The organism is Rhizobium sp. N731, assembly GCF_001664145.1.
GTDB classification, from domain to species: domain Bacteria; phylum Pseudomonadota; class Alphaproteobacteria; order Rhizobiales; family Rhizobiaceae; genus Rhizobium; species Rhizobium esperanzae.
This window is the reverse complement of record NZ_CP013601.1, coordinates 645,544-665,852: the sequence shown is the minus strand read 5'-3', so window position 1 is coordinate 665,852 and position 20,309 is coordinate 645,544. Positions and strand designations below refer to the sequence as shown.

Sequence of the window (20,309 nt, the reverse complement as noted above, 5' to 3'; positions counted from 1 at the left end):
TTCGGTTTCCGCCGTTTCCTACACTTCCAGATTGAGAAGGATCGCGGCAAGATCAAGCGGCTTCTCGAGGTAAAGATCGGCACCGGCTTCGAACGCCCGCGCGCGGTCCTCATCGGCATCCGATCCGCTGCAGATGGCGAGACGCATCGTTCTAAAACGATCATCCCCGCGCAGGCTGCTTACCAGGCCAATGCCGCTGTCGAGGGGCATGTAGAGATCGGCGACCAGCAGCTCCGGCGGAGCCCAGCCTTCCGCCACGCGCTGCTTCAGCGCCTCCAGCGCCGTCTCGGCCGTCGAAAAACAGAATAGATCGACGTCTATCTGCTGCTTCTTGCGGATATAGTCGAGATAAAAGAGATCATCCCTGCTGTCGTCGACGTAAACTATCGTAGGCATCCGGCACCGTGATTTGGGTATTGTTCGAATGAACCTGGTTGTCCTTCGACGTCACGATATCGCGATTTCACCAAAATTCGATCTGTTCGATCGAAAAATCATTTCGGAAAAAGCGCAGTGGCGGCGTTCGCTGGCTATTGAGTATTCCTCGATTTCGGAAAAAATGGCCGCGCGAACCGAGAGAGGATACACGGGTGCAGGATAAGGGCAACGTGGACCTGCAGGACCAGCGGAGGCGATGGCGCTACCGTGCCTTCGCGATTGCGGTCGGCTGCCTGCTGTTCCTTCTCGGGGTGAGCGCCCTTGCCGGCTGGCTGCTGCAGATCAAGGTCGTCATTTCGCTCTTCCCCGGCTTCCCGTCGATGGCCTTCAATACCGGGCTCTGCTTCATGCTTTCCGGCCTTGGGCTTGCCGCCTCGACGCTTGCTGCCCGTCGCTTTCTTACAATGGCAACGATCATGACAGGGGTTGCAGCGGCGATCGCGGCAGCCCGGCTCGCGGAAATCGCAACGGTCGGCCGGACCGTCCATTATGTCGACCAGTTGATCACCCGCTTGGTGATTCCGCCCGATTTCATTGCAGAAATCGGCGGCGGCATGGGACCCAATACGGCACTGATCTTTCTGATTGCCAATCTTTCGCTGCTGCTCTCGCTCCACGTGGACAAGCCTGGAAATCAGGTGGTGCAGGAGCTGACCGCCTATGTCGTCGTCACACTCGGCATGATCGCGCTCGCCGGCTATCTCACCGATGCCGAACAGGGCTACCGCTGGGGTCCCTATGCGGCGATGGCGTTGCACACGGCGATCGGCATGGTGCTTTTCGGCGCGGGCCTGCTTGCCCGCTCCTGGTGGATGCAGCCGGCAAACCGGGCGCAGATTCCGCTCTGGATTCCGGCGGCGGTCTGTTTCACCGGCCTTGTCGTCGATCTCTATACGCCGCTCGGCCTTGCCAACGGCATTCTTTACGTGCCGCTAGTGCTGACGGCCCTCTGGTTCGGTAACAGGAATGCGCCGCTCTTCTTTGCCTTTGCCTGCACCATGCTCCTCATGCTCGGCTTCTTCGCCGTCAGACATGACGAGGCGGCATTCTGGCAGGAGATCGCCAACCGCACCATCACCGCCGCCACGCTCTGGCTGATCGCCATCCTCATCTTCTACTTCCTGCGCAACAACAACAATCTGGAAGCCGAACGCGTTCGCTTCGGCGCGCTGGCGCGCAGCACGCCGGATGCCGTCCTCGTTATCGACGGGCGCGGAACGATCAAGAGTTTCAATCCGGCAGCCGAGATCATGTTCGGCTATTCGCCGCAGGAAACGATCGGCCGGAACATCAAGATGCTGATGCCCGAGCCTTATCATTCCGAGCATGACGGCTATCTCTCCCATTACCGGCAGACCGGCGAGGAGCGTATCATCGGCACGACGCGGATGGTCTCCGGCCGGCGCAAGAACGGCATCGTCTTCCCGATCGAAGTGTCCATCAGCGTTGTCGTCAGCGGCGAGACCAAGACCTTCGTCGGCATCGTACGCGATATCAGCGAGCGCGTGCGGCAGGAAGAACGGATGAAAACGACGCTTGCCCAGCTCGAGGCCTACACGGCGGAGCTCGAGCGCAGCAACCATGACCTAGACGAATTCGCTTATATTGCCTCGCATGATCTGAAGGAGCCGCTGCGCGGCCTGCACAACCACTCGCGTTTCCTCCTCGAGGATTATGAGGACAAGCTCGACGTGGACGGCGTGCGCCGGCTGAACCGGCTCGTGCGTCTCAGCCAGCGGATGGAGAAGCTCGTCAACGACCTGCTTTACTTCTCCCGGCTGGGGCGGCAGCAGCTGGCAGTCAAACGCACCGATATCGGTCTGATCGTCAAGGATGTGGTCGCGACGATGGAGCTGCTTCTTGAAGAGCGGCATGCCAGGGTCGTCACCGACGGCAGGCTGCCGGAAGTGGTCTGCGACGCGCCGCGGCTGACCGAAGTGTTCCGCAATCTCATCACCAATGCGATCAAATACAACGACAAGCCGACGCCGCTGATTTCCGTCGGCTATCTCGAACGGTTCGTCGGCAAGGACGGCACGGTTGCCCGCAACGTGTTTTTCGTTAGGGATAACGGCAAGGGGATACCCCAGGAATTCCATGAGGATATTTTCCGCATTTTCAAACGGCTCGAAAAGTCGCAGGATTCCGACGACGGGACCGGAGCAGGCCTCACCTTCGTCCGCAAGATCATCGCGCGGCACAACGGCGATATCTGGCTGGAGTCCGAAGTCGGCGTCGGTACCACGTTCTATTTCACCCTGGGAAGAAAACGCGAGGGGCAGAATGCAGCAGCGTGATACGCAACCGATTTTGATCGTCGAAGACAGTGAAGACGATTTCGAAGCGACGATGCGCGCCTTCAAGCGCACCAATCTGCGCAACTCGATCCGATGGGCGGCCTCGGGTCAGGAAGCGCTCGACATGCTCGGCGTAATGGTACCGAAACCAGGGCTGATCCTGCTCGATCTCAACATGCCTGGCCTCGACGGCCGCAAGACCCTGGAGGCGATCAAGTCGAACGACGGCTGGCGGAAGATCCCGGTGGTGATCCTGACGACCTCAGACGACGAACGCGACATCGAAGGCTGCTACGCGCTCGGCGCCAACACCTATGTGCAGAAGCCGGTCGATCTCGACGGGCTCTTCGCCGCGATCCAGCGGCTGAAGGAATACTGGTTCGAAATCGCGATCCTGCCGCTCGAGGACTGACCGTTTGGCGGAAGACTGCTGCATTCTCATCATCGACGACAACATCGACGACCGCGAGGTCTATCGCCGCATCCTGGGCCGCGTCTCCAGCACGGCCTATACCGTCCTGGAGGCGGAGACGGGTGAAGAGGGCCTTGCACTGAACAGCCGGAAACGGCCGAACTGCATCCTGCTCGACTATTCGCTGCCGGGGCGCGACGGACTCGGCGTTCTTGCCGATATATTGGAGGACGATCCCGCCGCCAATGTCATCATGCTAACCGGCCAGGGCAGCGAAACCGTCGCCGTCGAGGTGATGAAGAGCGGCGCGCGCGACTATCTCACCAAGGATTCGCTTTCACCCGAAACGCTGCATCGCTGCATCCAGAACGCCATCATGCATGGCATGCTGGAAGGCCAGCTGGAGCAGAAGCGGCAATCGCTTGAGATCTTCACACGCGCCATGGCGCATGATCTGAAGGAGCCGCTGAGGACGATCAAGTCTTTCAGCCGTATCCTGCACGGCTCTGCAGTGCTTCCGGCCGAAGACCGCGAGCTGCTCGATTATGTCTTGAGCGCCGCCGACCATATGGAAGACCTGATCGTCAAGGTCTCGAACTTCACCAAGCTCGAAGCCTATGGCGGGCCGCAGCTGATGCCGGTCTCGCTGGCCGATGTGCTCAATCAGGTGGAGGACAATCTGCGCCAGCAGATGGAGAGCCGCGGGGCTGTCATCATCCGCGGGCCGCTGCCGGAGGTGATGGGCGATGCGACGTTGCTCGCCCAGCTTCTGCAGAACTTGGTGTCGAATGCCGTCCGCTATTGCGATCAAAAAGTTCCGGAGGTCCAGATCTCGGGCGAAGCGCATGGGGATAGCTGCCGCCTGACGGTGCGTGACAACGGACCGGGCATCGACCCCCAGCACCGCGAGCTGATCTTCCAGCCGTTCAAACGGCTCGTCGGCCGCGGCATCGAGGGCACCGGGCTTGGCCTTGCGATATGCCGCCGCATCGCGCAGTTGCATGGCGGCTCGATCTGGTGCGAACCGGAGAAGGGGCCAGGCGCCACCTTCATCATCGAGATGCCGCTCGCCGAGGCACGGCCCGCGCCGCCCGCCGCATCAGCCGTTCCGCCCAGCCTGAAGCCGGCAGAGCAGCCGACCGAAGGTTCCGGCAGGCTTGCCGAAGTGCTGCTGGTTGAAGACAGCCCCGCCGACATCCAGATTCTGAAGATCAAGCTGATGCGGCGGGAGAAGGTGACCTTCAACCTGCATGTCGCCACCAATGGGCGCGAGGCGATGCGGCTGCTCGAAGAGCGCGCCGGCATCGCCGGCGTGCCGCAGATCGACCTGATGCTGCTCGACATCAACATGCCGATCATGGACGGTTTCGAGGTGCTGAACGCGCTGTCGGCCGATGCCCGTCTGAAACGGATTCCCGTCTGCATTCTCAGCACCTCAAGCGATGAGACCGACATGCAGCGAGCCAGAAATCTCGGCGCGAGGGCCTATATGGTCAAGCCGCCGACCCTGCAGCAACTGGAAGAGGCGCTCGAAGATGTCGATCATTTGGAACTGCTGCAGCGCGGCGATTCGCTTGCGCTTTGTGCGGAACAAAACTAAGCGGTGGTCATTGGCAACGGTATGACTTTCGCAGCTCTCATACTCGCGCTCCTGACGACGCTTCAATCAGGACTGCTCTCGATGGTATCAGGCATACATCACGTTACGGCCATCACCCGAAAGGTGCAGGCGAACGTGGATTTTTACGCCGGCTTTCTCGGCATGCGCCTCGTCAAGCAGACGGCCGGCTACGAGGATACGACCCAACTCCATCTCTTCTACGGCGATTCGGTAGGCACGCCGGGTTCGCTCGTCAGCTTCCTCGTCTGGGAAGATGGCGCGTCCGGCCGGGCGGGCTACGGCCAGATCAGCGAAATTTCGCTGGCGATCGATCCGGCGAGCATCGGCTATTGGCTGACACGCGCCATGAGCTTCGGCCTGCGCTCGGAGGGACCCGCGGATGAATTCGGCGAGCCTGTCCTCAGGCTGAAAGACCCCGACAATATCATCCTCAAGCTCGCGGGCGCAAAGGACCTCACATCGCCCGCTGTCTGGGACGGCGCCTCGATCCCGGTCGAGCATGCCGTCCAGCGGGTGCGCGGCGCAACCATGCTGACGGAAAAGCCGGCCGAGAGCCGCAGCTTCCTCGAGCGCCATTTCGGCTACCGCTTCCAGGCCAACCGCGGCACGATCGACAGGCTGGTTTCGCAATCCGGCGATGTCATCGACGTGCGCGATGCGCGCGGCTTCTGGTCCGGTGCGCCGGGAACCGGCACCGTCGATCATGTCGCATTCCGGGCCACCGATGAGGAGGCGCTGCGTTCGGTTTCCGAGGCGCTGGAGAAGACCGATGCATCGCCGACCAACATGCACGACCGCAAGTATTTCCGCTCGCTCTATGCCCGCGAGCCCGGCGGAACGCTGGTGGAGCTTGCAACCGACAAGCCCGGCATGACTGTCGACGAAGAGCACGCGGCCCTTGGCACCAAGCTCTTCGCGCCGCCGGGAGCAATCACCAATCTCGACGACCTGAAGGTGGTCCTGCCGCAGTTTTCGATGCCCGGCCAGCCGCGCATCAATTACCGCGAGCTGCCGTTCGTCCATCGCTTCTATACGCCGCCCAATCCCGACGGCAGTGTCTTCGTGCTGCTGCACGGCTCGGGCGGCAATGAGACGACGCTGATGCCGCTCCTCAACAAGGCGGCGCCGCGCGCGACCCTGCTCGGCGTCCGTGGCCGTGCGACGGAAGAGGGTTTTCCGCGCTGGTATAAGCGCATCACCCCCTTCTCCTTCGACCAGAACGACATCAAAACGGAGGCCGAAGCCTTTGCGGCCTTCATCGAAGGCGCCGTCAAATCCTACGGCCTCGATCCCAAGAAGATCGTCTATGTCGGCTATTCCAACGGCGCCAACCTGTTGAACTCGCTGCTCTACCTGCACCCGAACCTCGTTCACAAGGCGGTGCTGCTGCGCTCCATGCCTGTGCTCAGCGACTATCCGCATGCCGATCTGAAGGGCACGGATCTGCTGGTCATCAGCGGCAAGACCGATGCCTACGGCAAATATGCGAGCGAGCTGGAGGACAGGCTGAAGAGTTCGGGCGCCACCGTCGATTCCGACGTCATCCCCGGCGGCCACGATCTCGGCGACGCCGATGTGCCGATCATCCAGAAGTGGCTGCTCCAGAGAATGGGGGATGATCCACCGCCGCTGGAGCAGCAAGCGGTCAAGCCGACGAGCGAGCCGTTCGGGCAACCATGATGCCGGCGAGCACCACGCTGGCGCCCAGCGCCTGCATCGTCCCGATCGCCTCGTCGAGCAGCGCCCAGGCGAGGATTGCGGCGACGACCGGCTGCAACAGCAGCGTCAGCGATGAAAAGGCGGGCGGCAGATAGGCCAGCGCATAGGTGATCGCCACCTGCCCGCCGGCATGGCTGACAAAGGCGAGGCCGAAGAGGATCGACCAGCCATAGAGGGTCGCCGGCAGCATCTGCCCTTCGAAGAAGAAGGCGATCGGGAAGATGCAGACGGCAGCCGATGCCGTGCTCCACAGCATGATGCGGATCGTATCGAACCGGCTGCGCAACCTGCCGATCGCCAGGATATAGCAGGCATAGAAGAAAGCGGCGATCATCGCGGTGCCGTCGCCACTCAAATCGCCATTGCCGAGCCCTGCCGGTCCGCCTTTCAAGATAACGACACCGGCGAGCGCCAGGACCAGCCCCAGCAGGAAAACGCCGCTGGTTCGCGCCTTAAAAAACAGGACGGCGATCAGCGTGACGAAAACAGGCGCGAGGTTTGCAAGCAGCGTCGCATTGGCGACCGATGTCATGGTAAGCGAAAGATGCCAGGCGGCGAGGTCGAGCGCCAGCATGAGGCCCGGAAGAGCCAGCAAGCCATAATCGGAAAGGCTTTGCGGCTTCGGCCCCGCATCCGTCTTCACGAGCGAGACGATGAAGATCGGGATCAGCGCCAGCGTCACACGCCAGAAGGCGGTGGCCATCGGCCCGGTCTCGGACAGCCGGACGAAGATTGGCGAACCGCCGATCGCCGCCCCGCCGAGGACGAGCGCCGCAAGGGCCAGACGATTGGAAGGCGAGGCTTCGGAGAGGGTGGAAGCGGTCTGCGACATGGTCTCGATATTTTTGATTGCCCGAACATTGGCGGCGGGCCGTTGATTGGCGCGTGCATAGCAGAAGTCGCCCGCCGGCGACAGTCGAAGAGCGACATCGGGACAAGAATTCAGACCGGATGCCTGCTCTCCATGATCAATCGCAGCTTTGCGGCGATTTCACCTGCAACGAAGAAGGCATGCTCGGTCACCTGCGGCAACCCCATCAGTTCGCCGAAGGTGCCGCGCGCCAGCGGACCGGAGATCAATAACGAAGGATCCGCCTTTCCCGACGGACCGATCGCCTCCGAGCGCTCGGTGCAGGCAAGACCGAGGCCTGTGGGATCAAGCGACAAGTGGCCGTCTGCGGCAAGTGCAGCGAGCCAGGGCTGAGTTTCGAGAATGCCGCCATGCGCCGGTCCGGTGGTGACGACGACAGCGTCGTAGCGCCGCTCCAACGGCTGGCGCCGGTGGCGCGGCTGCAAGGTGCAAAGAATAAGATCGCCTTCGATGCGGGCATCGGCGACCGAGCCGGCAAGGATTTCGAGACGGCCGGCGCCAATCGCCGCGTCGAGCACGGCTTCCACCTGCGGCGCGATGCGGAAACGATGCACATCCCAATAGGGACGCAGATGGCGGACGAGACGGCGCCGTTCGGCAACCGGCAGCGCCTGCCAGAGATCGCGTCCCTGCGCCCGCACCTGATCGATCACCCCATGCCAGCTTATGTCCTGCGCTTCCGCGACGCTGATGGCGGCGCGGATTGCTGCCAGCAGCGAAACGGCGGAATGGGCCGCATCGGCGAGGAAATCGCCGAACAGCGGCTGCGGCACCGGCGCATGCCCGCGCGAGCGCAGACCACGGCGCGAGATTGCCGTCACCGGACCGCGATGCCCGCGTTCAGCGAGCGAGGCAATGACATCGGCGGCGGTCAAGCCATTGCCTATGACGAGCACCCGGTCTCGGGGACGGATCACCTCAAGCGCAGCTGGTTTCGTGGTGTCCGCGACGAAACGGGGATGGGCGGCAAGCCGGGCCGCAAGCCGGCCGGGGGCCGCCGGCGGCGGATGGCTGGTGGCGATCGCAACGATATCGGCCAGCAACACGCCGCCTTTATCGTCGCGGATCGACCAGCGGCCGGCCCGGCGCTCGACATCGGTCACGGCGGCGCGGCAATGACGCACGCTGCCGTCTTCCAGCAGCGGCTTCAGAAGCGAGGCGACATAATCGCCGAACAGCCGGCGCCGGGGAAAGAGCAGCCCATCGGGCCGTCTTGCCTGCGGGTCGCAAGCGACGGCATCGCGGGCCTCGATCCAGGCCTGGAACTCGCCCTGGTCGTCGGGCTGCAGGCTCATCTTGGCGGCGGGAACATTGATGCGATGGGCCGGGTCGCCCGTGTCATAGGCAAGACCACGGCCGAGCTCCGCCCGCGGCTCGAAGACGACGATGACGGGACGCTCGCCACCGTCTGCACGGGCGAGATGATAGGCGACGCCCGCGCCGGAGAGACCACCGCCGATGATGGCGACGACGGGCTGGTCGGACATCGACAGAGACTTGGGCTGCATGATGGCCGATACCGTTGCTTCGATGCCCCGAGCATAGAAGCCGGACATGGCTCGCGCAATCCTCCGGCCATAATTGTCTATAATAGTTATGAAGATCAGTCTTGTTTCGATATTACGGTCGAGAATTCGGGAGTGCCGCGGATGGTGTTGCTGACCGTGCAGATCTCGTCTTCGGCGGCATCGACGATCTTGCGGCGGGTCTCTTCGTCGATATCGCCCTTGATCGAGAAGACGATGTTGAATTTCGCAACACGTGAGAGCCCTTCCGCCGCCTTCTCGCCGGTGACGTCGGCAGTGATCTCGCTGATCCGGTCGAGAACCCCCATCTGACTGGCTGCAATGCGGGCGCTGAGCACGAGACAGGCCGAGAGCGAGGCATAGAGCAGATCGAGCGGGCTGAAGCCCGGCTGCGACGGCGCAGTGACGATATCGATCTCACCCTTGGTCGTGGACGTGACATGCGGAAAGCCGGTGCGGCCGAGGGTGGCGGTAGCGCCGGTCGGACGGGGGCGTGCCTTAAGATCGGCCATTGAAAAATCCTCTGACAATAGCCTGGCAGAGATAGCGAGTTGCGCCTCGGCCCGCAACGGGGGTGTAATGACTGGTAACGGAACCTTTCCATCCGTCATCAGTTGACTACACCTGAACGAAATCAGTGACAAAGGTGCAGAGCGATGCCGCATGTCCGCAGCATGGATCGTCGGGGCCGGCGGATGGACGCCCGCGACCGGCTGATCGTCGCACTCTATGCACAGCTCAAGGCCGAGCGGGAAACGCGCGAGACGCTGGAATGGGCGATCCGCAACGGCGCGATCTCGCAGGAGGTGCTGGAGGCGATCGCGGCCGATCCGGTTCCCGTCGTCACCAGCGAGGATATCGCCTCCCTGGAAAAGATCATCGCGCTCGATGAAAGGCGCAAACCAAATCGGAACTAGGGCTTGATACCGAAAACTGTGAGCGGTTTTCGGCTCCGCCGCCGAACTGAAAAGAGGAGATCCGAAATGGCCGATATCACCTATCAGGTCGTGCCGCATGACAATGGTTGGGCTTATAAGCTCGGCGACACGCTGTCGGAGACCTATGCGACGGCTGAGGAAGCGATTGTCCACGCCAAGGATGCTGCGTCACGTCAGAAAATCGGCGACGGCGACGCGTTGCTCGCCTATCCTGCACCCGACGGCGGCTGGGCGTTCCAGGAGCTCGAAACCGACAAGAGCAGCAGTCGGCTCTGATTTGCAACGGAGGATGGCATGGCCGCGCGGGCAAGCTGGAAAGGTCATCTGAAGGTAGGCGACCTTGCTTGCGCCGTCGGGCTCTACACCGCCATTTCCTCCTCCGACCGCGTTTCCTTCAACATCATCAACCGCAGGACCGGCCACCGGGTGGAACGGCAATTCATCGACAGCGAGACCGGCAAGCCAGTCGGGCGGGACGATCAGGTGAAGGGCTACCGGATGGAGAATGGCGATTACATCGTCATCGAAGGCGACGAGATCGCCGAGATCATGCCGGAAAGCGACAAGGTGCTCAACGTCAAGGCTTTCATTGCCTATGACGATATCGACAAGCTCTATTTCGACCGGCCCTATTACCTCGCGCCCGTCGACGAACATGATGAAGAAGCGCTGTCGTTGATCGTCCGCGGCATGCGCGACAGCAAGGTCGCGGCGCTCGCCGAAGCCGTGCTTTTCCAGCGCAACCGAACGCTGCTGATCCGGCCTCATGACGGCCACATCGTCGCGACCATGCTGAATTTCGACTATGAGGTGCGCTCAGCCGAGGCGGTCTTCAGAGACATTCCCGACATCAAGTTCGACAAGGAGATGCTCGAGCTCGCCGGGCACATCATCGAGACCAAGCACGGGAGCTTCGATCCGAGCGCCTACGAGGACCGTTACGAAGCGGCCCTCGTCGAACTGGTGAAGGCAAAGATCGAGGGCCGGGCGCCGCCGAAGAAGAAACCGGCGCCCGAAAGCAAGGTCATCGACCTGATGGAGGCGCTGCGCCAGAGCGCCAAGATGAGCGGCAAGGCGGCGAAGAAGACGCCGGCGCGCAGCGACAGCCAAAGCAAAAAGGCAGGCTGAGATGACCCTCGAAACCTATCAGGCGAAGCGCAATTTCAAACTCGCTCCCAAATCGAAAGACGGCAAGGCGGTTTCCGCCAAAAGACCGGCGACAGAGGCCAGATCCCCGGCACCACGAGAACGCGACTGGCCGAAGGGTGCGCGCAAGGGCGCAATGCCCGATTTTATCGAACCGGCGCTTGCCAAGCTGAAGCCGAAGCCGCCGGCTGGTGACCGCTGGATCCACGAAATCAAGTTCGATGGCTACCGGCTGCAGGTCAGAGTCGAGAACGGCAAGGTCAGAATGTTGACCCGCAGCGGTCTCGACTGGACGGAGAAATTCGGCAGCGAGGTGGTCGAGGCCTTTGCCGCCCTGCCGGTGCAATCGGCGGTGATCGACGGCGAAATCGTCGTCGAGCGCGATACCGGCGCCTCGGATTTCTCAGCGCTCCAACGCGATCTGAGCGAGGGCCGCGACGATCGCTTCGTCTTCTATGCCTTCGATCTTCTCCACGTCGACGGCCACAGCCTGGTCAATGTGGCGCTGATCGATCGCAAGCAGCTGCTCGAAAGCCTGCTGCCCGACGATAACGACAAGCTGCGCTACAGCGCGCATTTCAACGAAAGCGGCAGCCTGGTGCTCGACCATGCCTGCCGGCTCAGCCTCGAAGGGGTGATTTCCAAACTGCGCGACAGCAAATACACGTCGGGACGCAAAGGCGATTGGATCAAATCGAAATGCTCGCACCGGCAGGAATTCGTCATCGGCGGCTACGTGCCGTCGACATCGATGAAGAATGCGATCGGCTCACTGGCGATGGGCTATTACCAAGGCGGCGAACTCAAGCATGTCGGGCGCGTCGGCACCGGATATACGGCAGCAACCGCTCAACTGCTTTACGAGAAATTGTCGCGTCTGACGCAGAACGAAAACTCGTTCGACGACAAGCTGACGTCAGAGGAGCGGCGCGGGCTGATCTATGTCAAGCCGCAGCTGGTCGGCGAAGTCGAGTTCCGCGCCTGGTCGGCTGACGCCAATCTGCGCCATGCAGCCTTCCGCGGCCTGCGAGAAGACAAGCCTGCGAAAGACGTGACGCGCGAGACGGAAAAGACCATGGCCCCTCCCCTGCCGAAATCAGCGGTGGCGCTGACCCACCCGGACCGCATCTACTGGCCGGACGAGGGCGTTACCAAGGAGGGGCTGGCCAATTATTACGCCGAGGTCTGGCGCTTCATGGCGCCTTATGTCGTCAATCGGCCGCTGGCGCTCCTGCGCCTGCCGGACGGGATCAACGGCCGGCAGCGGTTTTTCCAGAAACATGCCTGGAAGGGCATGAATCCGCATATCGGGGAGATCACCGATCCCAAGGACAAGCATGGGGAAAAGCTGCTCAGAATTACCGATTTCGACGGTATCGTGGCGCTGGTGCAATCGGCCGTGCTTGAAATCCATCCCTGGGGCGCAACGACCGACAATTGGGAAAAGCCCGATATGATCACCATGGACCTCGATCCCGGCGACGAGGTGGAGTGGGAGGATGTGATCGCCGCCGCTTACGAATTGAAGGAGCGGCTGGAGGCCGAAGGCCTCGCCGCCTTCGTCAAGACCTCAGGCGGCAAGGGGCTGCATGTGGTGACCCCGCTCACGCCGAAGGCCGGCTGGGTCGAGGTGAAGGGTTTCGCCAAATGGCTTGCCGACAGCATGTCCGCCGACGATCCCGACCGCTATCTGGCGACGGCGACGAAGGCCAAGCGCACGGGGAGGATTTTCATCGACTATCTCCGCAACGGCCGCGGCAATACGGCGGTCGCGCCCTATTCGGCACGGGCACGGCCAGGCGCCGCGGTCTCGATGCCGCTGGAATGGAGCGAGCTCACCGCCGACGTCGGACCGACCTATTTCACAGTGGACAATACGCCGACCCGGCTCGACGCGCTGCCGCGCGATCCCTGGGACGGATTTTTCGCTGCAGCGAAACCGTTGGAAAAGAAGAAGCGGTAGAGCGTAAAATCATCCCGCTCTAACCTTTTGGATTTACGCAATTCCCGGCAAAGCGCTTCGCTTTGCCGGGAAAACCGCTTCGCACTTTCCTGGAATTGCTCTAACGCGACTTCCGCCCGCTTTCCGAAGCCAGGCTCTTCTTCAGCGCATCCATGATGTTGATGACGTTGCCGGTCGATTTTACCGGTGCGGGTTCTTTGGCGGGCGCCGCCTTCTTCAGGCTCTTCTGTTTGCCGCGGATCATCGATTTCAGGCGCTTCTGGATCGGATCCTGCACCATGGTCGGGCTCCAATCCCTCGTCTCTTCCTTCACCAGCCGCTTCATCAGCGTCAGGAGCTTGCTGTCGATCTCCGCCTTGTCGTCGATTTCGGCCGAGGGTTCGCGCACCTCGTCGCCATAGCGCAGGGTCCAGAGCACGATGCCTTTGCCTTGCGGCTCCAGGAGCACGGCGCGCTCGCGGCGATAGAGAACCAGGCGGGCAATGCCGACGACGTCGTTTGCCTTCATCGCTTCGCGGATGACGCAGAAGGCTTCCACGCCGACCTTGTCCTCCGGCGCCAGGAAATGCGGCTTGTCGTACCAGATCCAATCGATCGAGCCGCGTGGGACGAAGCTGTCGATATCGATGGTGCGGGTGCTTTCGAGCCCGACTTCCTCGATCTCCTCGTCTTCGAGAAGAACATAATCGTCCTCGCCGCGCGGATAACCCTTCACCTGGTCCCGGTCAGTCACCGGTTTATGGGTAACGCTGTCGACATAGCGGCTTTCGACGCGGTTTTTCGTCTGGCGATTGAGGACGTGGAAACGCACCTTGTTGCTTTCGGTCGTCGCCGGCGTCAGCGAGACGGAGGCGGTGACGAGCGAGAGCTTGAGATAGCCTTTCCAGAATGTCTGGCGTGCCATGGCGGTCCTTCCCTCCCGGACACGGTGGGATATGGCAATCAACGGCAAAACCGGCCTCTGGTTCCGGGCCTGGCATACCGGCAGTACTTGGTTCAGATCGAGAGATACCGCTTCTGCCACGGCAGCATCTTTTCCTGCCATGCGCGCGGCGTGAACTCGTCATAAGCGGTCTCGGCGATCGCCAGCATCCAATTGCGGCCCTTGCGGGCCAACAGCACACAGGACAGTTCCATCCCGGGCTCGACGGCAATGGAAGGGCGGTTGGCGTCAGGAATATCCAATCCCTTGTCGCGCCACTGGATGACGATCTCATCGGGCTCGGATGTCCATTCACCCGAGGCGACGGAGGCCTTGCCGTCGGGATTGAAGCGGAGCGGCGGCGCCACAAGGTTCAAGAAGCTGCCGTCATTGTGGTAATTGCCGTCGATCTCGCCGGCGGTGGCCTTGCCCTTTCCCGACAGAACCATATCCTGGCCGCATCGCATGAATATGTTGCGCCGGAAGCTCCCCGACCATGGCCGATTGGCGAAGAAGGCGATGTCGCATCCGTTGATGACGTTGTCGTGGATGTCGATATCCTTGCGAAAGGCCCGCTCCTGGTCGGAAAAGCCGCTCAGGCTGATGCCGCGATTGTTGTTCTCGATCCAATTGTCATAGACGTGATGGCCGGTACGGTCTGCCTTGTCGCCGATGCCGTAGCCGAAGGAATAGTCGTTCATCCTGCCGTCGCGCATGATGTTGCTGCGCACCACGGCATCGTCGCCGACCGATGAAAAGGAGAAATTCTTGCCGCCGATGAAATTGTACTCGACGAGATAGTTGCGGGTTTTATCGCAGACCAGGGCGCCTTTGTTCGAGGTGCTCGTCGGCGATTGCAGGAAGAGGTTGCCGCGGATCACGACGTCCGAACTGATATTGTCGTCGCTGTTCTGATAGGCGAACTGGCAGCAGTCCGCGCCCTCGCCGGGAGCCGCCCCCATACGGTTGTTTTCCAGAAGAACGTTCTTCGTTTTCGTTAGGTAGATGCCGTCGCCCTTGACATTCTCCGTTTCGCAGCGCCTGACGACGAGGTTGTTGCCGTTGTGAAACTTGAAGCCACGAGGCGAGTTCTTGACGATGACGTCTTCGACCACCGTATCGGAAAACACCTGATAGGCGACGCCGATATCCTCTGCCCCGTCGATGACCTCAGCCCGGGTGGACGCGCCGTGAACTTTTTTTCGCAGGATTGCGGGCATCGGATCTCCATCGACGCGGTTACCGCAGCGCCGCGCATCTTCTCAGATGCGCCAAGGGTGCGGCTAGGCTTTGAGCTGCTGCAGCATTATCCTTAAATCTATTCCGATCTAAGACATATGCAGTCGCGTCGACTTAATGCAGGGCATGTGGCAGGAGTTTGACGGCCTGCCTCGACTTTGCACGCCGCCATGCGACCTCAGAGGCCCGCGCCTGGCGATCGGTCACCGCGTTTCGAGTATCCGCATCAACCGGCCGCGATAGCTGTCCAGGATAACGGCAAGCACGATGACGGCGCCGATGACGATCGGCTTAATGTTGTCGTCGGCCCCCAGCAGCTGCAATCCCGTCGACAGCACCTGCAGAATGCAGGCGCCGACGAGCGTTCCGACGATCGAGCCCTTGCCGCCCGAGAGGCTGGTTCCGCCGATGATGACCGCGGCGATCGCATTCAATTCATAGCCGATGCCCGCAACCGGACTGCCGACATTGAGGCGGAGCAGATAGACCATGGCCGCGATGCCGGCGGTCAGGCCGGAGATGGTGAACACCGCGATCTTGTAGCGTTTCGGCTCATGTCCCGACAGCCGCACAGCCTCTTCATTGGTGCCGATCGCGAAGACAAAACGCCCGAACACGGTATAACGCAGCACGAACCAGCCGACGAGGACGACGACGATCGCAATCAGAAAGATCGATGGGAAGATGCCCCAGAAGATCAGATTTCCGAAATCGACAAAGGGCTGCGGCAGGCCGGTGATGGTGGAGTTGTCACTGACGACGCGGGCGAGACCGCTGGCGACATTCAGCATGCCGAGCGTGACGATGAAGGACGGCAGCTTCCACTTTTCACAGACCCAGCCGTTGATGGCGCCAAGGATCGCGCCGGTGCCCATCGAGGCGAGCGAAGCGAGCACGATCGCCTGCCAGGGGGAGAGCCTGGGGTCGATCATGATCGTCGCGCCGATGACGGTGCAGAGAGCAAGCAGCGAACCGACCGAGAGATCGATGCCGCCAACCAGGATGACGAAGGTCATGCCCGAGGCAAGCACGGTGTTGATGGCAATCTGCACGAAGATCTTCAGGAAATTCTCCGGAGTGGCGAAATAGGGCGCCGTCGCCGAAAAAAAGATGACGATCAGGACGAGCGCGATGGCAACACCTGCCTCTTTCATCGAGATCCGGATCAGCTTGTCCCAGAAGCCCGTCTCTTTCGCTTCGACCTTGGTTTCAATGTTGCCGGACACGACTGTACTCCTTGTAAGCGAGTGAGAGGATCCTGCTCTCTTCGAATTGATCCCGCGCGATTTCGCCGGCGATCTTGCCGTCCGACAGGACGATGATGCGATGGCAGATGCCGATGAGCTCCGGCAGATCCGAGGATACGACCAGAACACCCTTTCCTTCGGCGGCAAATTTCCACAGAAGCTCGTAGATTTCCGCCTTGGCGCCGACGTCGATCCCGCGGGTCGGCTCATCGAATATCAGCACCTTGGGACCGCGGAACAGCCATTTGGCGATGACGACCTTCTGCTGGTTGCCGCCCGAAAACGTCCTGACCATCTGATGGATCGACGGGGTTTTGATGCGCAGCTCGCGCACGAGACGCTGGGCGTGGCCGTTCTCCGCCTTTCGGCTGATCAGCCCCTTGCGGGAGATCTTGCCGAGATCCGTCACCGTGGCGTTTTCCGCGCAGCTCATGTCGAGCATCAGGCCCTGCAGCTTACGGTCTTCCGTTGCCAAGCACAGGCCGGCGGCAACCGCATCTTTCGGCGAATGGATCGCAACCGGCTTTCCGTCGACGCGGATTTCGCCGCCGGCTTTGGCGTCGGCGCCGAATATGGCGCGGACCGCCTCTGTCCGGCCGCTGCCCACAAGCCCGGCAATACCGACGATTTCGCCCTTTGCGACGGAAAAGGACAGTTCCGGGCTGCTGCGCGTCACCTTCAGGCCGGAGACGCCGAGCGCCTCGCCGAACACGGCGCTGTTACTGCGAAAGACGCCGTGATCCGAGAGCGTTCGCCCCACCATCAGCTCGACGATGTCAGGGATGGCCAATCCGGCCAGCGGACGCGTGATGACATGCTGGCCGTCGCGCAGCACCGTGACATCATCCCCGACTTCGAATATCTCCTCGAGCCGGTGCGATATGTAAAGCGTCGTCACCCCACGCGCCTTCAGCCGCTTCAGAATTTCGAACAGCCGGTCGACTTCCTTGGACGTCAAGGTTGCCGTCGGCTCGTCGAGAACGAGCAGCTTGCTTTCGTAGCAGAGCGCCTTGGCGATTTCGAGCAGCTGCAGCTGCGCGACGCTGAGGCGGCTGGCGAGCGTCGTCGGCGCCACATCAAGGCCGACTTCCGCCAGCAGTTCGGCCGCCCGGCTGTTCATTTTCCGGTAGTCCACCAGGCCGTATCGGCGCGGAAGATGCTCGAAAAGCAGGTTTTCGGCGACGGTGAGATTGGAAAGCGGATGGAGTTCCTGGTGAAAGACGCGGATGCCGGCCTTGAAGGCCTCCAGCGGCGAGCCGGGATGATAGGGCTTGCCATCAAAAGTAATGTGGCCGTCATCCGGCTTGAAGACGCCGCCCAGCAGGTTGATCAGGGTGGATTTGCCCGCCCCGTTCTCGCCGAGCAGGACGTGGCCCTTGCCGCGACCGATCCGTATGGAAACATTTTTGAGCGCGACGACGCCCGGGAAGCGCTTGCCGATCCCATCCAGCTTCAAGATGTAGTCATCTGCTGCGTCTGACACGTCCACCTCGTGCATGATCTGTTTGAAATTCGAGATGGCCACCCTCCGCACAAGACGCAAATCGGGTGGCAGCGGTCAGCGCCGGCTTGGCAGCCGGCGCTTCCTTTCGTCTTAAGCCAGTCGGCAATGTCGATTACTTGAGGTCGCCTGACGTCACGAGCTTGATGTCGGTCTTGACCCAGCCAGTGAATTTTTCGCCGGCAAGTTCACGCATGCCATAGTCGATGCCCATGACTGCCATCTGCGCGCCATATTGCTCGACGGTGGCAAGCATCTTGCCGTCCTTGATCAGCGGCTGCACCGGCGGGATGTTGTCGAAGCCGACGACCTTGATCTTGCCGGCCTGGCCGGTTGCATCGAGAGCCTTGACGACGCCAAGCGCCATGGAGTCGTTGGCCGCCATGACACCTTGAATATCCTTATACTTCGTCAGGAAATTCGTCATGACGGTGTTGGCTTCTTCGGTCTCCCAATGGGCGGTCTTGCTGTCGAGAAGCTCGAGCTTGCCCGACTTGACGGAATCCATAAAGCCTTCCTTGCGCTCCTTGGCGTTGTCGGCCTCAGGATTGCCCTCGAGAATGACGACCTTGGCACCCGCCCCCAGATCCTTGGCCAGCGCGTCGCCGGCGAGCTTGGCGCCTTCGCGGTTGTCCGGGCCGAAGAATGCCAAGTCGATGCCGGCTGCCTTCTTGGCATCGGCGTCCAGCGGCACGTCGATATTGATGACCTTGACGCCCGATTTGACTGCCTTTGCAAGCGGCGTGGCCATTGCCTTCGAATCGGCCGGAGCGACGACGATGATGTCGTATTTCTGCGTCACGAAGTTCTCGACGGCATCGACCTGGGCGGCAAAATCGCGCTCGTCCTTCATGCCGACTGCCTTGAAGTCGAACTTGTCCTTGTTCTCGGCCGCATATTTATCGGCACCGGCCTTCATCTGCTTGAAGAACTCATTGGACAGAGACTTCATGATCAGGCCGACCTTCGGCTTGCCGGCTGCAAAAGCGGGCGACACGCCACAAGACAATGCGAGCACCAAGGTGCCGGCAAGTCCGAACTTCAGTGCCGCACGGCGCGGCGCACGCATCAGGACGGAATCATGCTTCGTAGATTGGGACATTTCTCTCCTCCGAACGGTTCCGGGCCTATCCTCACCTGAGTGCCTTCGCTGATGAACCGTTTCCAACACCACTTGGGTAACAACGGTCCGCGAGATTGTCAAGACGGCGAAAAATGGGCATATGCCGAAGGAAGAGGCATCCGCCCTGGCTTTTTCGAAGCTCAACGGTGAACCGTTTCCATTGAATGCCGGCATTCCTCGTGTTATGCAGACGCCGTCAAATTGATCGCGGCCTTTGACGAAGGCGATGGAGACCATTAGCTGAAGCCCGGTCGGGTGCCTCCGCGTCCCCGAGACTGAAATGAAGGGACATGTTCTTCGATTATGCCAAAGGTCGGAATTCGAGACGTTGCCAAACTTGCCGGCGTTTCCACCGGGACCGTCTCGCGGGTGCTGAATGACCACCCCGCCGTGACGGATGAGCTGAGGGCGCGCGTCAGGCGCATCATCGACGAGCTCGGCTATATGCCCGACCCGTCGGCCAGAAGCATGCGCAGCAAGGTCAGCCGGCTGATCGGCATCGTCATTCCCGATCTCACCAATCCGTTCTTCTCGGAACTCGTGCAGTCCGCCGAACAGGCGGCGGCAAGCCATGGCTACAACATCATCGTCATGACGTCGTTTGACGATGCGGCCAAGGAGGCAGACCGGATCGGGCAGCTGACAAGCCGGAAAGTCGACGGCATCATCCTCGTTCCCAGCAATGACTTCCATGCGCTCAAGCTGCCGAAGGGCTTGCCGATCGTCGTCGTCGACCGCCTGATGCCGGGATATTCCGGCATCGCCTCAAATCACCGCGCCGGCGTGCGCCTCGGCGTCGAGCATCTTTTGAAGCTCGGCCATCGCCGCATCGGTTTCATCTCAGGTCCCAGACATTCCGTGCCCGCCAATGACCGTCTCAAGGGTTACCTTGATGCCATGGGGCAGCCCGACGACGGCGGACAAGGTCAAGGGTCGCCGCTGATCGCCGAGGCGGCTTTCGATTATGAAAGCGGACGATCGGCGGGAAACTATCTGCTAGCGCGCGCCCGCAGCGAACGGCCGACCGCCATCTTTGCAAGCTCGGACCAGCAGGCGATCGGCTGCATGAGAGCGGCACATGATCTGGGAATACCGATACCCGCAGCCCTTTCGATCGTCGGATTCGACGGCATCCCGCTCTCGAGCATGACCACGCCGCGGCTGACGACCGTCAAGCAGCCGATTCAGAAGATTGCCGCAGCGGCGGTCGCCGTCCTGTTGAACAGGCAACCGACGCCGGACCTCGACCACCCCATCCTGCTCGCCTGCGAGCTAGCGGAGGGGGAAACGACCGCCCCCCCGCAACCCGATTGAGCGTCGGCGGCAGGCCGTTCGTATAGCTTTCC

Annotated in this window: 18 protein-coding genes; 9 read left to right on the top strand and 9 right to left on the bottom strand. The window is 61.4% G+C overall.

The features are described 5' to 3' along the window. Positions 1-18: 18 nt before the first annotated feature. Positions 19-396: a response regulator gene (locus AMK02_RS03295; protein ID WP_064800650.1), complete on the bottom strand. Its 378-nt coding sequence runs from the start codon at positions 394-396 to the stop codon at positions 19-21. Positions 397-590: 194 nt separating this feature from the next. Between AMK02_RS03295 and AMK02_RS03290 the strand changes: the two genes are divergently transcribed. From AMK02_RS03290 to AMK02_RS03275, 4 genes are read left to right on the top strand one after another with little or no spacing between them, the layout of a single operon-like run. Further along, positions 591-2,735 carry a sensor histidine kinase gene (locus tag AMK02_RS03290; protein ID WP_064800649.1) on the top strand — a complete coding sequence of 715 codons (2,145 nt, stop codon included), beginning with the start codon at positions 591-593 and terminating at the stop codon, positions 2,733-2,735. Continuing rightward, the gene (locus AMK02_RS03285; protein ID WP_064800648.1) at positions 2,722-3,147 is read left to right on the top strand and encodes a response regulator; all 426 of its coding nucleotides are present in this window, start codon (positions 2,722-2,724) and stop codon (positions 3,145-3,147) included. The genes AMK02_RS03290 and AMK02_RS03285 overlap by 14 nt, the downstream gene beginning before the upstream one ends. A 4-nt stretch (positions 3,148-3,151) precedes the next feature. Then, entirely contained in the window at positions 3,152-4,747 is a 1,596-nt protein-coding gene (locus AMK02_RS03280) for a response regulator (RefSeq protein ID WP_064800647.1), read from the top strand. A gap of 21 nt (positions 4,748-4,768) precedes the next feature. Continuing rightward, the gene (locus AMK02_RS03275) at positions 4,769-6,448 is read left to right on the top strand and encodes a VOC family protein (RefSeq protein ID WP_237358328.1); all 1,680 of its coding nucleotides are present in this window, start codon (positions 4,769-4,771) and stop codon (positions 6,446-6,448) included. Here AMK02_RS03275 and AMK02_RS03270 read toward each other — a convergent pair. The 3 genes from AMK02_RS03270 to AMK02_RS03260 form a co-directional block, all read right to left on the bottom strand. Continuing rightward, positions 6,414-7,319 carry a DMT family transporter gene (locus tag AMK02_RS03270; protein ID WP_064800646.1) on the bottom strand — a complete coding sequence of 302 codons (906 nt, stop codon included), beginning with the start codon at positions 7,317-7,319 and terminating at the stop codon, positions 6,414-6,416. The genes AMK02_RS03275 and AMK02_RS03270 overlap by 35 nt on opposite strands. 110 nt (positions 7,320-7,429) lie before the next feature. After that, positions 7,430-8,914, bottom strand: a complete 1,485-nt coding sequence (locus AMK02_RS03265; RefSeq protein ID WP_064800645.1) for an FAD/NAD(P)-binding protein — start codon at positions 8,912-8,914, stop codon at positions 7,430-7,432. 47 nt (positions 8,915-8,961) lie between these two features. After that, complete coding sequence (locus AMK02_RS03260; protein ID WP_064800644.1) at positions 8,962-9,396, bottom strand: OsmC family protein; 435 nt, start codon at positions 9,394-9,396, stop codon at positions 8,962-8,964. 144 nt (positions 9,397-9,540) lie between these two features. Here AMK02_RS03260 and AMK02_RS03255 point away from each other — a divergent pair, with 144 nt between their 5' ends. The 4 genes from AMK02_RS03255 (at position 9,541) to ligD (ending at position 12,931) form a co-directional block, all read left to right on the top strand. Further along, positions 9,541-9,801 carry a hypothetical protein gene (locus AMK02_RS03255; protein ID WP_011423984.1) on the top strand — a complete coding sequence of 87 codons (261 nt, stop codon included), beginning with the start codon at positions 9,541-9,543 and terminating at the stop codon, positions 9,799-9,801. A gap of 66 nt (positions 9,802-9,867) precedes the next feature. Next, on the top strand, positions 9,868-10,098 hold the full coding sequence (locus AMK02_RS03250) for a DUF2188 domain-containing protein (protein ID WP_064800643.1): 231 nt from the start codon (positions 9,868-9,870) through the stop codon (positions 10,096-10,098). A gap of 18 nt (positions 10,099-10,116) precedes the next feature. Then, on the top strand, positions 10,117-10,950 hold the full coding sequence (gene ku, locus AMK02_RS03245; protein ID WP_064800642.1) for a non-homologous end joining protein Ku: 834 nt from the start codon (positions 10,117-10,119) through the stop codon (positions 10,948-10,950). A gap of 1 nt (position 10,951) precedes the next feature. Then, complete coding sequence (ligD, locus tag AMK02_RS03240) at positions 10,952-12,931, top strand: DNA ligase D (protein ID WP_064800641.1); 1,980 nt, start codon at positions 10,952-10,954, stop codon at positions 12,929-12,931. A gap of 100 nt (positions 12,932-13,031) precedes the next feature. Here ligD and ku (AMK02_RS03235) read toward each other — a convergent pair whose 3' ends face one another. The 5 genes from ku (AMK02_RS03235) to AMK02_RS03215 all read right to left on the bottom strand — a co-directional run bounded on the left by ku (AMK02_RS03235) (position 13,032) and on the right by AMK02_RS03215 (position 18,942). Beyond that, the gene (gene ku / locus AMK02_RS03235; RefSeq protein WP_064800640.1) at positions 13,032-13,835 is read right to left on the bottom strand and encodes a non-homologous end joining protein Ku; all 804 of its coding nucleotides are present in this window, start codon (positions 13,833-13,835) and stop codon (positions 13,032-13,034) included. A 92-nt stretch (positions 13,836-13,927) separates the two neighbouring features. Beyond that, a complete protein-coding gene (locus AMK02_RS03230) occupies positions 13,928-15,073 on the bottom strand; it encodes a right-handed parallel beta-helix repeat-containing protein (protein ID WP_064800639.1) in 1,146 nt (381 codons plus the stop codon). Positions 15,074-15,295: 222 nt separating this feature from the next. Further along, positions 15,296-16,318, bottom strand: a complete 1,023-nt coding sequence (locus AMK02_RS03225) for an ABC transporter permease (protein WP_064800638.1) — start codon at positions 16,316-16,318, stop codon at positions 15,296-15,298. Further along, complete coding sequence (locus AMK02_RS03220) at positions 16,302-17,837, bottom strand: sugar ABC transporter ATP-binding protein (RefSeq protein WP_064805900.1); 1,536 nt, start codon at positions 17,835-17,837, stop codon at positions 16,302-16,304. Before AMK02_RS03220 ends, AMK02_RS03225 begins: the two co-directional genes overlap by 17 nt. A gap of 118 nt (positions 17,838-17,955) precedes the next feature. Further along, complete coding sequence (locus AMK02_RS03215) at positions 17,956-18,942, bottom strand: sugar ABC transporter substrate-binding protein (protein WP_064800637.1); 987 nt, start codon at positions 18,940-18,942, stop codon at positions 17,956-17,958. Between the two features lie 324 nt (positions 18,943-19,266). Between AMK02_RS03215 and AMK02_RS03210 the strand changes: the two genes are divergently transcribed. Further along, on the top strand, positions 19,267-20,277 hold the full coding sequence (locus AMK02_RS03210; protein ID WP_064800636.1) for a LacI family DNA-binding transcriptional regulator: 1,011 nt from the start codon (positions 19,267-19,269) through the stop codon (positions 20,275-20,277). The last annotated feature ends 32 nt before the right edge of the window (positions 20,278-20,309 follow it).

Excerpts from the sequence above, each read along its gene's own strand:
- AMK02_RS03220 (WP_064805900.1), bottom strand. The coding sequence starts at position 17,837 with ATGCACGAGGTGGACGTGTCAGACGCAGCAGATGACTACATCTTGAAG.
- ku (WP_064800640.1), bottom strand. The coding sequence starts at position 13,835 with ATGGCACGCCAGACATTCTGGAAAGGCTATCTCAAGCTCTCGCTCGTC.
- AMK02_RS03275 (WP_237358328.1), top strand. The coding sequence starts at position 4,769 with ATGACTTTCGCAGCTCTCATACTCGCGCTCCTGACGACGCTTCAATCA.
- AMK02_RS03270 (WP_064800646.1), bottom strand. The coding sequence starts at position 7,319 with ATGTCGCAGACCGCTTCCACCCTCTCCGAAGCCTCGCCTTCCAATCGT.
- AMK02_RS03215 (WP_064800637.1), bottom strand. The coding sequence starts at position 18,942 with ATGTCCCAATCTACGAAGCATGATTCCGTCCTGATGCGTGCGCCGCGC.
- AMK02_RS03210 (WP_064800636.1), top strand. The coding sequence starts at position 19,267 with ATGCCAAAGGTCGGAATTCGAGACGTTGCCAAACTTGCCGGCGTTTCC.
- AMK02_RS03295 (WP_064800650.1), bottom strand. The coding sequence starts at position 396 with ATGCCTACGATAGTTTACGTCGACGACAGCAGGGATGATCTCTTTTAT.
- AMK02_RS03260 (WP_064800644.1), bottom strand. The coding sequence starts at position 9,396 with ATGGCCGATCTTAAGGCACGCCCCCGTCCGACCGGCGCTACCGCCACC.
- ligD (WP_064800641.1), top strand. The coding sequence starts at position 10,952 with ATGACCCTCGAAACCTATCAGGCGAAGCGCAATTTCAAACTCGCTCCC.
- ku (WP_064800642.1), top strand. The coding sequence starts at position 10,117 with ATGGCCGCGCGGGCAAGCTGGAAAGGTCATCTGAAGGTAGGCGACCTT.
- AMK02_RS03285 (WP_064800648.1), top strand. The coding sequence starts at position 2,722 with ATGCAGCAGCGTGATACGCAACCGATTTTGATCGTCGAAGACAGTGAA.
- AMK02_RS03230 (WP_064800639.1), bottom strand. The coding sequence starts at position 15,073 with ATGCCCGCAATCCTGCGAAAAAAAGTTCACGGCGCGTCCACCCGGGCT.
- AMK02_RS03250 (WP_064800643.1), top strand. The coding sequence starts at position 9,868 with ATGGCCGATATCACCTATCAGGTCGTGCCGCATGACAATGGTTGGGCT.
- AMK02_RS03255 (WP_011423984.1), top strand. The coding sequence starts at position 9,541 with ATGCCGCATGTCCGCAGCATGGATCGTCGGGGCCGGCGGATGGACGCC.
- AMK02_RS03265 (WP_064800645.1), bottom strand. The coding sequence starts at position 8,914 with ATGTCCGGCTTCTATGCTCGGGGCATCGAAGCAACGGTATCGGCCATC.